Raw genomic sequence first — 14708 nt, forward strand, 5'->3', positions numbered from 1 at the left:
CCTCGGGATGTCTCACATGGTGGGCAGGTCGCCCCATGGTCGACCACCGCGGGAGACGCGCCAAATCAGCGGGTTTCGTCCCGTACGGAACCGTCCGCGGACGGAAAGACTCCGCTCCCGGTGGCCTGCGGCCGGGGATTCTCCACCGGGACCTGGGGGCCGTCCACCTCGCGCAGCCAGCGCCGCAGTACGCCGTGCACCGCCTCCGCGCCCACCAGCCCGGCTCCCCCGCCGGCGCCCTCCCCCGCGGCCTCGACCGGACGCGGACGCGGATCCGCACGCACGTCCGCGCCCTCGCCCGCGTCCGACGCGCCCTCGCCCCCGCCCGCTTCCGTTTCCGCTTCCGTCTCCGCGTCCGACAGTTCCTTCGGCCACATCAGGAAGGCGTGCGACTGCTCCCCGCCCATACCGCCGTGGGAGCCGATCTGCTCCTCGAAGGCGTGCACCTCGCCCGTGTCCGGGTCGTAGGCCGAATTCACCATGATGTCGGCCACGTGCGGGAAGCCGTCGGTACGGCGCACGGCCGCGGCCGCGCCGGGGCCGAAGGGCGCCAGCAGCTCCTCCGCCTCGCCGGGGACGTCGAGGCGGGCCACCGCCCCGCGCGGCCCCAGCACCACGCCGTCCACCAGGACGAAACCCACCCCGGGGTGGTTCGCCAGGGTCGCCAGCAGGGCGGGGTGCGCGTGCTCGACGTGTTCGCGCGAGGCCCGGCCGGGCACGTCCGGGAAGGAGATCAGCCCGAGGTTGCCGGAGGCGAGCACCACCGGGTCGGAGCCCGGACCCGGCCGGGCCTCCTCGCCCTCCTCCACCGGCCGGTGCAGGGCGGCCAGGAAAGCCGCCCGGGCCTCTGCCCCGCTGCGGGTACGGCGCGCCCGGCGGGAGACCGGCAGGCCGCAGCCCGCCCGGACCAGGTCCTTCAGCGTCAGCCCGTACCTGCCGAGGAAGGTCTCCCCCGGGCTCTGGCCGTGGTCGGAGAGCAGCACGATCCGGTACTCCCGAGGCGCGTGCTCGGCGACGCGGGCGATCAGCGCGAGGCTGCGGTCGAGGCGCTCCAGCACCTGGTCGGCGTCCCGGCTGCGGGGGCCGGAGTGATGCGCGACCTCGTCGTAGGCGACCAGGTCGGCATAGACCGCGGCGCGCCCCGCGAGCATGTCGCCGATCACGGCGGCCACCACCACGTCCCGTTCGACCACGGTCGCAAAAGCCCGGATCAGCGGGTAGAGGCCGCCGCGGGAGACGCGCGGCCGGTCCCTGCGGATCCGCGCCCGCACCGACTGGCCGATCTCCCGGCCGGCCTCGGCGAGGAAGGACAGGGCCGTGCGGACGGCGTTGGCCGGATCGGAGAAGTACGCGAAGTAGCCCGCGCGGGAGCGGTTGGACCGGCCCCGGCGTGCGGAGACCGACAGCACGAGCGCCAGCTGGTCCGCCCCGCCGCTGAACAGGTTGCCCCGGCTGGCCCCGTCGAGGGTGAGCAGACCGCCGTCGGCGGTCCGTCCGACGGCGCGCCGCTGCAGCTCGGCGGCGCTGGTGGGCCGGTTGCAGACCACCACCTCGCCGGTGTCCTTCTCGTACCAGCGGAAGGCGGGCACGTCGAAGGTGGAGCCGTGCAGGATGCCGAGCTGGCTGGCGCCCGTCTGGCTCGACCAGTCGGTGCGCCAGGAGGTGATGCGGTGGCTGCCCGCCAGCCACCCGGCGACGGTCGGCATCAGGCCGTTGACCGTGGCGCGGCGCAGCGTCCGGTACCCGACCCCGTCGAGCTGGAGGAAGAGCACGCCGGGCGCGCATCCGCCGGCGCGGGTCGCGTCCGGCCGCGGCTGTCTGCGGCGGCGCCGGTCGGCGAGGCGGTAGAGCCGGCGCCGGTAGGCCTCGTCGTCGCGCACCGCGAGCGTGGTGGAGGTCGCCGAGGCGACGGCGGACATCACGGCGGCCACGACCACGGCCGTCTCGGGTGCCACTTCGCCCCGTCCGGCGGGGACCAGGGCGAGGGCCATCAGCAGCAGCGAGCCGTTGAGGAAGAAGACCAGCACTCCGAGGACCAGGGCGGGCACCAGCAGCAGGGCCCGTACGACCACCGGCCAGACGAGCGCGCTCAGCAGGCCGAAGGCGCCGGCGCCCCAGGCGGCGGCCAGCCCGATCTGGGTGATGCTCTCGTCCCCGCCGGAGCGGAGGCGGAAGTCCGGCAGGATCCCGGCCAGCGCGAGCATGGTCAGCGTGGACACCGCCCAGACGACGGCCACCCGCACCAGGGCTCCGCCCGCCGTCCGCCACCGTCCTCGCACCACGCCCTGCCCGCCTCACCGTCCCGGCCCCCGGGCTCGCGCCCGCCCGGCGCCCCGCGGCCGGCACTGCCAGGCTCGCACAGCCGCACTCGCCCGGCCGGGTGACACCGGTGGGGCACGGATGTCCGCAAAGCCCCGCTCGGGTGGCCCGCCCCGGGCGTCCGGCGGCGGGCGTGTCAGGTACCGGGCCGGGCGGGTCAGGTGCCGTCGTAGCCGGCGGTCGGCATGGACAGCCGGCGGTGCACCTCGGCCTTCATCGCGGAGGTGTACTGCGGCTCCTGGTGCCCGGCGGTCTCCAGGCGTACGCCGCGCCGCTCGCACTCGGCGGTGAACTCCTCGACGGAGCACAGGGCGCGGGCGAGGACACGGGGGTTGGCGGCGACGAAGAGGTCGACCTGTCCGGCGTCGACGTCGGACCAGAGCCCGCAATGGTCGGGGCGCAGGCCGTAGACGAGCAGGTGCCGCGTCACGGCGTACCCGTGCTCGGCCGCCCACCGCGCGCACACGGCGTGCTGACCGCGGGTGTCCACGGCGAAAGGGTCGGCGTCGAGGTCCTCGAGGGGGGCGAGGCTGGCGATCGCGGCCACGCGCAGCGCTTCCATGCCGCCCGACCCTACTCCGATCCACCTCCGGGCAGGAGGCGCGGGCCGGTTCCGGTTCCGGACGGTTCCGCGGGGCAGGACACCCTCGGGGGACCGGGGCCGGGCAACCTTCGGGACCCGGCGGCCCGTGGTCGTGGACGAGGTGCGAAGGAGGAGGCGCGAGTGCCGGTGGAGATCACCTGGTGGGGTCATGCCACGTGCACGGTCGAGGACTCCGGCGTCCGGTTGCTGACGGATCCGCTGTTCGCCCGGCGGCTGGCCCACTTGCGGCGGCGGCGCGGAGCGGTGCCCCCGCCGGAGGCGGCGGTGGCCGATGTGGCGCTGGTGTCCCATCTGCACGCCGACCACCTGCACCTGCCCTCGCTGTCGCGGCTGGCGCCGGGGACGCGGCTGGTCGTGCCCAGGGGCGCGTGCCGGGCGGTGCCGGGCCTGGCGCGGACCGCCCGGCTGGGCGGGCTGGTGTTGACGGAGGTGGCGCGGGGCGAGGAGGTTCCCCTGCGCGACGGCGTACGGGTACGGGCGGTCAGCGCCCGGCACGACGGGCGGCGGCTGCCGTTCGGGCCGCAGGCCGCGCCGGCCCTCGGCTACGTGGTGCAGGGAGCGGCGCGGACGTACTTCGCCGGGGACACCGGGCTGTTCGACGCCATGGCCGAGGAGGTCGGTCCGGTGGACGTGGCGCTGCTGCCGGTCGGCGGCTGGGGTCCGTACCTCGGTCCGGGCCACCTGGACGCGGGGCGGGCGGCGCGGGCGCTGGCGGAGCTGGCTCCGGCGGCGGCGGTCCCGGTGCACTACGGGACGTACTGGCCGATCGGGCTGGACGCGGTGCGGCCGCACGAGTTCCATGCGCCGGGCGAGGAGTTCGCACGCCACGCGGGGCGCCTCGCTCCGAAGGTGACGGTGCGGGTCCCCGCGCACGGCGAGCGGGTGCAGCTGCCGTGACCTGGCGGGACCTCGCGGTGGCGGCGGGCCAGGTGCCGGGGGCCACCGGGCAGGCGGTGGGCTATCCCGCGCTGTTCGTGCTGGTGGCGCTCGGCGCGCTGGTGCCGGTGATCCCGACGGGTGCGCTGGTGAGTTCGGCCGCCGTGGTGGCGTTCCATCAGGATGCGCTGCCCTTCGGGGTGCTGCTGGTGTTCGCGGTCTCGGCTTCGGCGGCCTTCGCCGGGGACGTCGCGCTGTACTGGCTCGGGCGGCGCGGGGTGCGCTCGCGCAACGGGTCGCGCTGGTTGCAGGCGCTGCGCGGCCGGGCCACGCCCGAGCGGCTGGAGCAGGCGCGGACGAAGCTCGACGAGCACGGGGTGCTGGTGCTGGTCGTCTCCCGGCTGCTTCCGGCGGGCCGCATCCCGGTGATGCTGGCCTGCCTGCTGGCGGAGATGCCGCTGCGCCGCTTCGCCCGCGGCGACGCCCCGGCCTGCCTCGCGTGGGCGGCGACGTACGGGCTGATCGGCATCCTGGGTGGCTCCCTCTTCTCGGAGCCCTGGAAGGGCGTGGCCCTGGCGGTGGGCCTGACGCTGCTGATCAGCGCGGGGCCGGCCCTGTGGCGCCGGGCCCGCGGCGGCGGTTCGCAAGAGGGCTAGTTTTCGGGAGGGGCGGCGTGCGGACCGGGCCGGATCGGCCCGGGGCGCGCCGCTACGCCGTGTCCGCGCCGGGCGGGGTGGTGGCGCCCGCGGCCGCGGGGTCGTCGCCCAAGGTGCGCGAGGCGCCGATCGGCAGGTCCCACAGGCGGGTGCGCGCCAGGCCCGCGCGGGACCACGCGGACCGTACCCGGTGCAGCGGCTCCATGACCGGCTCGGCGGACAGGACGAAGGTGGCCCAGTGCATGGGGGCCATTCGCCGCGCGCCGAGGTCGAGGCATGCCCGGACGGCCTCCTCCGGGTCGGTGTGGACGTCGCCGAGCCACCAGCGCGGGGCGTAGGCGCCGATGGGCAGGAGCGCGAGGTCGATGCCGGGGTGGCGGCGGCCGATCTCGCCGAACCAGCGCCCGTAGCCGGTGTCGCCCGCGAAGTAGAGCGTCTTCGGCTCGGGGCTCAGGGTGTCGGTCAGGATCCAGCCGCCCCACAGGGACCGGCAGGTGTCGATCAGCGACCGCTTCGACCAGTGGTGGGCCGGTACGAACTCGAAGCGCACGCCGTGCAGTTCGGCGGACTCCCACCAGTCGAGCTCGGTGACCCGGGTGAAGCCGCGCCGGCGGAACCAGCGGGCCAGGCCGGCGGGGACGAAGAGCGCGGTGTGCCGCGGGAGCCGCTTGAGGGTGGGCGCGTCGAGGTGGTCGTAGTGGTTGTGGCTGATGACCACCGCGTCCACCGGCGGCAGGTCCTCCCAGCGGACCCCGACGGGCGTCAACCGCGCAGGGGTGCCCAGGATCCGCCGGGACCATACGGGGTCGGTCAGTACGGTCAGTCCGCCGGTCCGCAGCACCCAGCTGGCGTGCCCGGCCCAGGTGACGCCGACGCAGCCGGGGGCCGCCGCGGGCAGCGGGCCCGGCTCGTACGGCAGGTCGGGGATGCCGCGCAGCCCGTCGGGGCCGGGCCGGAAGGCCCCCTCGCGGGCGAGCCTGGCGAAGGCGCGGACGCCGGGGAGCGGAGCGGTGAGCCGGTCGGCGAAGGAACGCGGCCAGCGACGGTGCTCGCCGAGGGGACGCGGGGCGCCGGGGAGCGGGACCTCCGGGGGCGGGGCGCCGGGGAGCCGGAGCTCCGGGGGCGGGGTGCCCGAGCCCGGGACAGCGCCGCCGGCGACACCCGGGCCCGCGACGCCGCCACCCGCGACACCCGGGCCGCCGGAAGCCGCCGGGCCCGCGACCGCGCCGCCCGCGACAGCCGGGCCCGCGACGCCGCCGCCCGCGGCCGCGGCTTCCGGAGCGTCGGGGGGTGGCGGCGGGGGCTGGGGCGACGGCGGGGCGGGCCGCCGGCCGGGGGTGTCCCGTGCCGCGTCGGGCGGGCGGGTGGAGGCGTCCGTCCGGTCCCTCATCAGGAAGTCTCCGTCCGCCGGCTCGGACATCAGGCCAGCCCGGCCAGGACGGATCCGAGGAGGTCCAGGGAGCGCCGCACGTGGGGCAGCGCGAGCGGGTCGGGGGCAGTGAGCGCGGCCAGCCGTTCCTCCGGGGTGGCGCCCAGCAGCGGGCCCGTCGACAACCGCACCCGCAGCGCCACCGGCTCGTCCGCGAACCGCTGTCCGCCCGGGGTGGCGGCGCCGAGCCGGCCTGCCAGCCAGTCCTCCAGTTCCATGGCGTCGCCGACTCCGTGCCGGGCGAGTCCGGCGCGCAGCGGGGTCAGGTCCGCGTAGAGGTGCCGCCCGGCCTGCGGGGGCCGGGCCAGCGCGCCGACGGCCAGGAGTTCGCGGTGCGCCGCGGCGGCGACCGCGCCGTGCAGGGTGGCCGCCGCGCAGACCCGTCCGGCGACGGCGTCCGGTTCGTCGAGGGCGTGCGCGGCGGCTCCGGCGACCGGTCCCGCGACCAGCGCGCCGGTGGCCGTCAGGACGTCGAGGGTGCCGGCGCGCAGCCGGGTCCCCCGGGGGGTGTCGGGGAAGCGGACCACGGCCGCGGGCCAGCCTGCGGGCAGCAGCGCCCCGGACAGGTCGAGGAGGACGGCCGCCCGGTCCGGGAGCATCTCTGCGGGGCTCAGGACCAGGGTGTCGTGCGGGCGGTGGACGGTGTCGCGCCAGCTCTCGTCGCTGACGACGAAGAGACCGGCGGACTCGGCGGCCTCGCACGCCTCGCGCAGCATTTCCGGCGGCGGCACGGTGGCCGTCGGGTCGTCGGCGACCGACAGGAGGAGCACGCGGGGGTCGCCCCCCTCGGCGCGCACCCTCCGTACGGTTTCCAGCAGGGCGTAGGGGTCGGGGACGCCGCCGCATTCCGCAGGGGTGGCCACATGGTAGGCGCGCCGTCCCAGCAGCCGGACCTGCGGGGTCCACCAGGCGGGACAGGGTCGGGGCAGCAGCACGTCCCCCCCGTAGGCGCCGAGCAGGGCGAGCAGCAGCGCGGGGGCGCCGGGTCCGGCGGCGACGTCCTGCGGGGCGGTGACCAGTCCGCGGCGCCCCCAGTGCCGGCAGGCGGCCTCGCGCACGGCCTCGCCGCCGCCGGGCGGTTCGGGGGCGGCGCGGCCGGCGGCGGCGGCGAGGACGGAGAGGAGTTCGGGCAGCACGGGCAGGCCGGGCTGCGGAGCGAGCGGGCCGTACCGGACCGGGCCGCGGCCCTGCGCCACCGTGCGCTGCATCCCCTCCACCGCCGACCGCCTTCCGCGCTCGTCCCGCTCGGCCCGTTCCACGGGGCCCGCGGGTCCCGCGAGTGCCGTGGGCTCCGACGTTCCGGCGGCCCGGCGGCTCGGGGGCCCGGGGGTTCCGACCACTCTGCACCTTTAGCGGCCCGGGGGTTCCGCCCACTCTGCACCTTTATACGATTATTTGCGGCCAGATGCCGCCTTTGATGCCGCCTGCCGGGTTCAGGCCCGTCGCCCCATCAGTCCGAGGAGTGCGGTCTGCGCGTCCGCCCCGGCCGGCACCTCCACCGGCGCGGCGAACATCCCGCTCGCCGCGAGCTCGTCGGCATGCGGCGCGACCCGCTCGGCCGCGAAGGCGACCAGGTCCTGCGGCAGGCGGTCGTCGACCCCGACCGCCCGGGCGAGGTCCCAGGCGTGTACGGCGCAGTCGGTGATCAGGTCCGCGCAGTACGCCGAGCCCTCCGCGGGCCCCTGCGAGAGCCGGACGGTGCGGTCCAGCGCACCGGGTGCGGCGAAGGCGGCGTGCGCGGCGGCCGATGCGGTCTCCCAGGCGGCCACCGGGTCCTCGCCCAGCACGTCGCCGGAGAAGGCGTCGCCCACTTCCTCGACGGTGCGCCCCTCGGCGACCAGCGGGGGCACCCACAGCTGCTCCCCGGTGACGTGGTCGACCAGGTCCCGCACGGTCCACTCCGAGCACGGGGTGGGTGCGTCCCATTGGCCGTCCCCTACGGCGCGCAGCCGTTCACCGAACAGCCGCAGCGCTTCGGCGTGCCGATCCAGCAGCGTCTTGGCCATGCCTCTCACCGTCCTGTGGCCCTGTGGCCCCTCCTGCGGTCCACTCTCCTCGCCCCCGCACCGGTCCGCCACGGCCCCGCCCGGCCCCCTTGGCGGGCACGGCAGTCGTCCACATGTCAAAACGCATATCTCACAGGGCGAACATTTCCCTTACGGTGGGGACATCGCTTCGACGAGGAGGGGTCAGGCCATGAACGCCCGCAAGGAGACCGCCGTCTACACGCACGGCCACCACGAGTCGGTCCTGCGCTCGCACCGCTGGCGCACCGCCGCGAACTCCGCCGCCTACCTGACCGGCGAGCTGCGCCCCGGGATGTCGGTGCTGGACGTGGGGTGCGGTCCGGGCACGATCACCGCGGACCTCGCGGAGCTGGTCGCTCCGGGCGGCCGGGTGACCGCCGTCGACGCGTCCGGGGAGGTGGTCGCGCAGGCCCGCGCGTACCTGGCGGAGCGGGGCACCGGCGGGGTGGAGTTCGCGACGGCGGACGTCCACGCGCTCGCCTTCCCGGACGCCTCCTTCGACGTGGTCCACGCCCACCAGGTGCTCCAGCACGTCGGGGACCCGGTCCAGGCCCTGCGCGAGATGCGGCGGGTGTGCCGGCCGGGCGGGACCGTGGCCGTGCGGGACGCCGACTACGCGGCGATGATCTGGTACCCGGCGGCGCCCGGCCTGGACACCTGGCTGGACCTGTACCGGAGGGTCGCCCGCGCCAACGGCGGCGAACCGGACGCGGGCCGCCGCCTGCGGGCCTGGGCGCGGGAGGCCGGATTCACGGACGTGCGGTCCTCGGCGTCGGCCTGGTGCTACGCCACCGCGGAGGAGGCCGCCTGGTGGTCGTCCTTGTGGGCGGACCGGACGACGGCCTCGGCCTACGCGGACACGGCCGTCGGCGGCGGCCACACGACCCCGGCGGAACTGTCGGACATCGCCGGGGCCTGGCGCGCCTGGGGAGCGGACCCCGACGCCTGGTTCTCGGTCCTGCACGGCGAGGTCCTCTGCCGGGTCTGACCGGCCGCCGCAGACAGCCGCAGACCGCCGCAAGACCTCCAGCCCGTCCGTGGCCCAGGCCCTGGGGCGGCAGGGGCGTCACCCCCGGCGAAGCGCCATCCCGCCCGCGCCCCGCCCCCGCTACACCGGCGGTCGCATGCGGAAGTCGTACCGCTCGGGGAGCGGCCGGTCCGTCAGCGCGGCCCAGACCTCGGCCAGGACCTCTTCCCCCTCCCGCAGGTCGGCCAGCTCGAAGCCGTCCTCGAACACCCGCCGGGCCGCCGCCACGTGTCCCTCGGCGGCCAGCAGCCGGGCCGCCAGGAGGCGGAAGCGGCCCTGTTCGCGCACGGCGGGCCGCAGCCGGTCCCATACCCGCCGCGCCTCGGGCAGCCGTCCCACCCCGAGCAGCGCCGCCATGGCCTCCTGCCCCAGCGCGGCCTCCGCGGCCGCCCACGCCTCGCCTCCCCGGCTCTCCCCCGCCAGGTCCTCGAAGGCTTCCGCGTAGCCGTCGGCCGCCCGCGCCGGGTCCCCGGCCAGGGCATCGGCCACCGCCAGGCAACGCAGCAGCGGCCACCGCGAAGGGGCCAGGGGCAGCCCGCGCTGCCAGCTCCGTACCGCCTGGGCCACGTCTCCGGCGTGCCACTGGGCCACGCCCAGGTGGTATTCGGTCAGCGGGTCCGCCGGGGCCGTCTCCAGCATGTCCCGCCAGTGCGCGGCGACCAGGCTCGGACCCGGCGGCGCCACCCGGCGCGGAGTGGGGAAGACGCCCGTGCGCCAGAGCTCCAGCCACGGTTCCTGGACCTCGCCGAGGGTGGACGCCTCGAAAGGGGTGCCCGGCAGCTCGAAGCCCCCGCACAGCACCTCCAGCGCACCCCAGCCCGAGCCCGTCGCGAGCCGCTCCCCCGGCTCGGTGTCGGCGCAGGCCCGCCACGCCTCGTACGCCGCCTGCACCCGCTCCGGGGGCAGTGCGGCGTCCAGCGCCTCCTGGGCCGCGCCGCGGGCCGCCGCCCAGTCGGTGCCGTGCACCGCCGCCGGTTCCGCGGCCAGCGGCCCGTAGGCTTCCAGCCAGCTGAACTCCGCCCCTCCCTCCAGGCGTACGTGTTCCAGCTGGGTCCGGGCGAGCCCGGCCTGGATCTCCGCGTAGCCGTCCGTGCCCGGCTCGGTCAGCCACTCCTGCCAGCGCCTGCCGCCGCCGCCCGCGCCCCACACGAACAGCTTGCGTCCGCGCAGCCGGTCGGTGGAGGTCTGCACGAGCCCCTGACCGGTCTGGTCCAGCGAGGCGATCCAGGGCCGCGTGCCGTCCTGGACGTCGTAGAAGAAGTCGGCGGGGTACTCGCTGCGCAGGGGGTAGGTCCGGTCGGCGCCCTCCCACCGCGGCACCGGGACGCGGCGCAGCGAGCGCTCGTAGCCGAAGTGCCAGGCCTCGTCGGCGGGGGCCAGGACGCGGGTGCCCGCCTCCTCGGGGACGGCGGTGTTGGACCACCAGTACACGGGCGCGGGCCGCTCGTGCGGATTGCGCACGCGCACGCCGACGTAGAGGAAGTGCGACTCCCCGGGCAGCCACAGGTCCACCTGGAAGGGCAGGTCGCGCAGCCGCTCCCACTCCCACAGCCGGACCATCGCACCGCCGTCGGGGGCCGGGACCACCGCGGCGTGCAGCGGGGCGCAGGAGAGGGCGGTGTGCCCGGTGGCGCCGGTGTTCCATTCGATGCCGCCGGAGAACCAGGCGCCGTTCAGGGCCAAGTTGGCCGGCTGGAACACCGGGTTGCGGTAGAGGAGTTCACGGCCGGTCGGCAGGTGGACGAGGGAGTGGACGCGCCCGCCGAGCTCGGGCAGGACGGTCACCCTCAGGTGTTCGTTCTCGATGACGATCGAGGCGAACTCCCGCTCGGAGCGCTCCCGGCCGTAGCCGTCCCGGAGCCGGACGGGCAGCAGCGAACGCAGTGGCTCGTAGCCGATCTGCCGGGCCATGTCGCGCGGCAGGCCGTCGCGCCCGGGGGCACCTCCCGGCGGTAGCCGGGGGACCTCGTCCACCGCGTGCACGCCGTCGGGTGCGCGCAGGGCGGGCAGCGGGTTCTCGGAGCCCAACGGGGCTGCGGGAAGGGTCAGTACGGCGCGTCGGACGGTGGTGGCCATGAGGAAAGGGAACACGCCGGGGCCCCCGCTGCACAGGGGTTCCGCGGATCACCACCGGTCAGGATTACGCAAAGGCGCCCGCGGTGGGTGGTGGACGTGACCGGCGGCCGTCGCACGGACCCGGACCCGGCCGGGGACCCGGACCCGGCCGCGGGAGGGCCCCGGGCACAGCACTAGGGGAGCGGCATGTCGCTGGTCACGGCCCAGCGTTCGTGGTCGCGCCAGGCGCCGTCGATGTGGAGGAAGTCCGGGGAGAGCCCCTCCAGACGGAAGCCCGCTCCCCGGACCAGCGCGATCGAGGCGGTGTTGCCCGGCTGGATGTTGGCCTCCAGCCGGTGCAGGCCCAGACCTTCCCCGGCCGGCGCGAAGGCGTGCGCGAGGACCAGGCGCAGGGCCTCGTGGAAGAGGCCGCGCCCGGCGGCGTGCGCGAAGGCGGCGTAGCCGAGCGCGCCGCAGCGGAAGGCTCCGTGCACGATGTTGTTGATGTTGACGAATCCGGCGAGGGCTCCGGTCCCGAGTTCGCAGACGAGGAAACCCGCCCTGCCCTCGCCTTCGGTCAGCCGGGTCGCGTACGGCTCGTACTCCTCGATGGTGGCGGGCGGGAACAGCCAGGGGCGGTGCAGCTCCCGGCTCTCGTGCGCGCGGGCGGTGAACTCGGGTCCGTCGGCGAGCCGGTAGGGCCGCAGGCCCACCCGCCCGCCCTCCCGCAGGTACGTGGAAAAGGTCATCCGCCCAGGCTAGTGCTGTGGCCGGGAAGGTTTGGGGGCGCCGCGGCCCGGTGAACCTTCCCGGTCACAGCACTGGGAGATGTGACAGGATCCGCGGTGTGATCATCCCCTCCGACACCCGCGGTCTCCTGGCCGCGGCGGCCCGCGACAACGCCGAATGGTGTGACGCGGTGTGCCGCGCCCACGGGCTGCCCGGTGTGTTCGGACCGGACGCCTGGTCCGCCGCGCGCCGGACCCCGCCGCTGTACCCGGACGCCGTGACGCTCACGCCGGAGGCGTCGGGCGCCGCGCTGGTGGCCGGGATCGACACCGGCTCGCCCGGCTGCTCGGTCAAGGACGGCTTCGCCGCGCTCGATCTGGTCCCGGCCGGCTTCGAGGTCCTGTTCGAGGCGCAGTGGATCCACCGGCCCGCCCCGGCGGCCGGGGTGTGCGGCCCGGGCCCCGAGTGGTCCGAGGTCACCACCGCCGGCGAGCTGGAGGCCTGGGAGGCCGCGTGGGACGGAGGGGGGAGCACCGGCCTGTTCCGCCCGGCCCTGCTGGGCGGGGACATCGCCTTCCTGGCGGGCCGGGCCGGGGGCCGCATCGTGGCGGGGGCGGTGGCGCACCGCGGCAGTGGGCCGGTGGTCGGCGTGTCCAACCTCTTCGCCCACGCCGCAGCGGATCCAGCACCCGGACCCGAGGCCCGTGCCGGCGCCGCCGCGCACGCCCGCGCCGACGCCGCCTGGTCCGGCGTCCTCGCCTCGATCGCCGCCCGCTGGCCGGGGCTGCCCGTCGTGGGCTACGAGTCGGGGGACGACCTGGAGGCCGCGGTCCGGGCCGGCTTCACCCCGATCGGCCCCCTCCGCGTCTGGCTGCACACCGCCTGATCACACCGCCCGATCACCACCCGATCGCCGCCTGATCGCCTCCCGATCGCCCGTCGCCCGATCGCCCGATCGCCCGATCGCCCGATCAGGACCGCAGCTCCAGCCGCGGGACGTCGGTGCGCTCGATCCCGAAGACCTGTGCGTACAGCGACAGTTCCGCCTCCAGTGCCCGGACCATCGTCTCGGCCCGCCGGAAGCCGTGCCCCTCGCCCTCGAAGGCCACGTACGCGTGCGGCACCGACCGCCCCCGCATGGCGGCGAGGAAGCGCTCCGCCTGGGCCGGCGGGCAGACGGGGTCGTCCAGGCCCTGGAGCAGGACGAACGGGGCCGTGATGCGGTCGGCGCGGGCCATCGGCGAGCGCTCCCGGCCCCGCACCGCGAGGGTCTGCGGCGGCCCGGCGAGACCGTCGATGTAACGGGACTCCAGATCGTGGGTCTCCTCGGCGAAGCCCGCCAGGTCCAGGACCGGGTAGAGGACGGCCGCGCAGGCGTACAAGCCGGTGGCGGCCAGGGAGGCCGCCGCGGTCCAGCCGCCGGCGCTGCCGCCCCGGATGGCCAGCCGGTCCGGGTCCGCCGTGCCCTCGGCGGCCAGGGCCCGGGCCACGGCCGCGCAGTCCTCGACGTCGACCACGCCCCACTGCTCGCGCAGCCGCTCCCGGTAGGCGCGCCCGTACCCGGTGGAGCCGCCGTAGTTCACCTCGACCACACCGATGCCGCGCGAGGTGAAGTAGGCGATGTGCAGGTCGAGTACGGGCGGCACGTGGTCGGTGGGGCCGCCGTGCGCCCACACCACGTACGGGGGCAGCTCGTCGGCGGCGGCCCGGCAGGCCGGGTGGTGCGGCGGGTAGACGTGCGCGTGGATCTCCCGGTTGTCGGGGCCGGGGAAGGTCCGGCTCTGCGGCTCCGGGTAGTAGGCCGGGTCCACCCCGTCCGCCGGCGGTGCGGCGCGCCCGCCGACCGCCCGGGCGTGCCCGGTGGAGGTGTCCAGCTCCACCACCTCGTAGGCGCTGCGCGGGCTGGCGGCGACCCCGTAGACACGGGTGCCGCTGACCGCGAGCGTCGGCTGCCAGGCCGTCCAGGGGCCCGCCGCGTCCACCAGGCCGCCGCTCTCCGGGTCCAGGACGCCGAGGACCGGGGAGCCCAGACCGTGCAGGACGGCGACGAGCCCTTCGGGCAGCGGGGCGAGCCAGCGCAGCCCGGGCTTCCACAGCGGGCCGCCGAACTCCTCCTCGCGGGGGCACAGGCCGACCGCCTCGCCCGTCTCGGGGTCCACCCGGTACGGGTTCCACCAGCCGCTGCGGTCGCTGACCGCGAGGAGGGTTCCGCCGGGCGTCCACTCGACCTGGGCGACGGCCTCCTCGGGGCCGCCCAGCACGGTCCGCGCTTCGCCCGGTGTCCCGTCGGCGTCGATCTCGGCGAGTTTCAGCTCGGTACCGTCCCAGGGCATCCGCGGGTGGTCCCACACCAGCCAGGCCGCGTACCGGCCGTCCGGGGAGAGCCGCGGCCCGGTGGTGAACCGGTGCCGGTCGTCGGTGAGTTCGCGCACCGCGCCGCGGTCCCGGGCGGCCGATCCGTCCAGCGGTACGGCGGCCAGCACCCGGCGCACGTCGGTGGGGGCGGGACCGGTGAACTCCTCCATCACGCACCACACCTCACCGCCGCGCAGCACCGGGTCGACCCAGCGCAGCCCGCCGCCGACCTCGGAGAGGGGGGTCAGGGGCCGGGGTTCGGCGCCGCCGGGCGCGTCCGGTTCGAAGGCGTAGAGGCGCTGGTCGGCGAAGTGGACGAAGACCAGCAGCGGCCCGCCTTCCGGCCGCTGGACGCCGGCCCAGGGGTGGCCGCCGTACTCGGTGACCCTGCTGCGCACGTTCCACGGCGCGGGCAGGACGGCGCCGTCCCGGCCGGGCCCGCCGGCGCCCTGGGAGGTCCGGCGCACCAGGGTGCGCCGGCCGCCCTCCCGGGGCCGGGGTTCGGTCCACCACACCTCGGGACCGACCGTGCCCACGTATTCGGGGCGGCCGTCGAGCGAGGCGGCGAGCCGGGCGTCGAGGGGCGAGGGCCAGCTTCCGTAGGGCCGGGTCGCCGCCACCGCCATTACGG

At 76.6% G+C, this 14708-nt stretch carries 12 protein-coding genes; 4 read left to right on the forward strand and 8 right to left on the reverse strand.

Annotation, left to right across the window (positions count from 1 at the left end):
• Nucleotides 1-65 precede the first annotated feature (65 nt).
• Nucleotides 66-2282, reverse strand: coding sequence for an alkaline phosphatase family protein (locus AMK16_RS05125; RefSeq protein WP_107417047.1), 2217 nt, complete (start codon nt 2280-2282; stop codon nt 66-68).
• Nucleotides 2283-2476: 194 nt separating this feature from the next.
• On the reverse strand, nt 2477-2881 hold the full coding sequence (locus tag AMK16_RS05130; RefSeq protein ID WP_073909076.1) for a hypothetical protein: 405 nt from the start codon (nt 2879-2881) through the stop codon (nt 2477-2479).
• 162 nt (nt 2882-3043) lie between these two features.
• Here AMK16_RS05130 and AMK16_RS05135 point away from each other — a divergent pair, with 162 nt between their 5' ends.
• Nucleotides 3044-3820, forward strand: coding sequence for an MBL fold metallo-hydrolase (locus tag AMK16_RS05135; RefSeq protein ID WP_073909080.1), 777 nt, complete (start codon nt 3044-3046; stop codon nt 3818-3820).
• Nucleotides 3817-4455 (forward strand): DedA family protein, encoded by a 639-nt coding sequence (locus AMK16_RS05140; RefSeq protein ID WP_242438591.1) that lies wholly within the window; start codon nt 3817-3819, stop codon nt 4453-4455. Before AMK16_RS05135 ends, AMK16_RS05140 begins: the two co-directional genes overlap by 4 nt.
• Before the next feature lie 52 nt (nt 4456-4507).
• On the opposite strand, the gene AMK16_RS05145 is transcribed toward AMK16_RS05140, so the two are convergent.
• The 3 genes from AMK16_RS05145 to AMK16_RS05155 all read right to left on the reverse strand — a co-directional run bounded on the left by AMK16_RS05145 (nt 4508) and on the right by AMK16_RS05155 (nt 7890).
• Complete coding sequence (locus AMK16_RS05145) at nt 4508-5845, reverse strand: MBL fold metallo-hydrolase (protein ID WP_079191389.1); 1338 nt, start codon at nt 5843-5845, stop codon at nt 4508-4510.
• 29 nt (nt 5846-5874) lie between these two features.
• A complete protein-coding gene (locus AMK16_RS05150) occupies nt 5875-7092 on the reverse strand; it encodes an aminotransferase class I/II-fold pyridoxal phosphate-dependent enzyme (RefSeq protein ID WP_073910529.1) in 1218 nt (405 codons plus the stop codon).
• Nucleotides 7093-7317: 225 nt separating this feature from the next.
• Nucleotides 7318-7890 carry a TIGR03086 family metal-binding protein gene (locus tag AMK16_RS05155; protein WP_073909083.1) on the reverse strand — a complete coding sequence of 191 codons (573 nt, stop codon included), beginning with the start codon at nt 7888-7890 and terminating at the stop codon, nt 7318-7320.
• A 190-nt stretch (nt 7891-8080) separates the two neighbouring features.
• Between AMK16_RS05155 and AMK16_RS05160 the strand changes: the two genes are divergently transcribed.
• Nucleotides 8081-8899: a methyltransferase domain-containing protein gene (locus AMK16_RS05160; RefSeq protein ID WP_073909087.1), complete on the forward strand. Its 819-nt coding sequence runs from the start codon at nt 8081-8083 to the stop codon at nt 8897-8899.
• A 120-nt stretch (nt 8900-9019) separates the two neighbouring features.
• Here AMK16_RS05160 and AMK16_RS05165 read toward each other — a convergent pair whose 3' ends face one another.
• A complete protein-coding gene (locus AMK16_RS05165) occupies nt 9020-11014 on the reverse strand; it encodes a DUF5107 domain-containing protein (RefSeq protein ID WP_073910533.1) in 1995 nt (664 codons plus the stop codon).
• 173 nt (nt 11015-11187) lie between these two features.
• A complete protein-coding gene (locus tag AMK16_RS05170) occupies nt 11188-11742 on the reverse strand; it encodes a GNAT family N-acetyltransferase (RefSeq protein ID WP_073909090.1) in 555 nt (184 codons plus the stop codon).
• Nucleotides 11743-11840: 98 nt separating this feature from the next.
• Between AMK16_RS05170 and AMK16_RS05175 the strand changes: the two genes are divergently transcribed.
• Nucleotides 11841-12608, forward strand: coding sequence for a hypothetical protein (locus tag AMK16_RS05175; RefSeq protein ID WP_443333531.1), 768 nt, complete (start codon nt 11841-11843; stop codon nt 12606-12608).
• An 85-nt stretch (nt 12609-12693) separates the two neighbouring features.
• On the opposite strand, the gene AMK16_RS05180 is transcribed toward AMK16_RS05175, so the two are convergent.
• Nucleotides 12694-14703: a prolyl oligopeptidase family serine peptidase gene (locus AMK16_RS05180; protein ID WP_073909094.1), complete on the reverse strand. Its 2010-nt coding sequence runs from the start codon at nt 14701-14703 to the stop codon at nt 12694-12696.
• Between the last annotated feature and the right edge of the window lie 5 nt (nt 14704-14708).

The sequence above is a fragment of the Streptomyces sp. CB00455 genome, from assembly GCF_001905445.1.
In the GTDB taxonomy this organism is placed as follows: domain Bacteria; phylum Actinomycetota; class Actinomycetes; order Streptomycetales; family Streptomycetaceae; genus Streptomyces.

Bases quoted from the DNA above. Each gene is read 5' to 3' on its own strand.
- AMK16_RS05170 (WP_073909090.1), bottom strand. From the start codon at position 11,742: ATGACCTTTTCCACGTACCTGCGGGAGGGCGGGCGGGTGGGCCTGCGG.
- AMK16_RS05155 (WP_073909083.1), bottom strand. From the start codon at position 7,890: ATGGCCAAGACGCTGCTGGATCGGCACGCCGAAGCGCTGCGGCTGTTC.
- AMK16_RS05130 (WP_073909076.1), bottom strand. From the start codon at position 2,881: ATGGAAGCGCTGCGCGTGGCCGCGATCGCCAGCCTCGCCCCCCTCGAG.
- AMK16_RS05160 (WP_073909087.1), top strand. From the start codon at position 8,081: ATGAACGCCCGCAAGGAGACCGCCGTCTACACGCACGGCCACCACGAG.
- AMK16_RS05180 (WP_073909094.1), bottom strand. From the start codon at position 14,703: ATGGCGGTGGCGGCGACCCGGCCCTACGGAAGCTGGCCCTCGCCCCTC.
- AMK16_RS05150 (WP_073910529.1), bottom strand. From the start codon at position 7,092: ATGCAGCGCACGGTGGCGCAGGGCCGCGGCCCGGTCCGGTACGGCCCG.
- AMK16_RS05165 (WP_073910533.1), bottom strand. From the start codon at position 11,014: ATGGCCACCACCGTCCGACGCGCCGTACTGACCCTTCCCGCAGCCCCG.
- AMK16_RS05145 (WP_079191389.1), bottom strand. From the start codon at position 5,845: ATGAGGGACCGGACGGACGCCTCCACCCGCCCGCCCGACGCGGCACGG.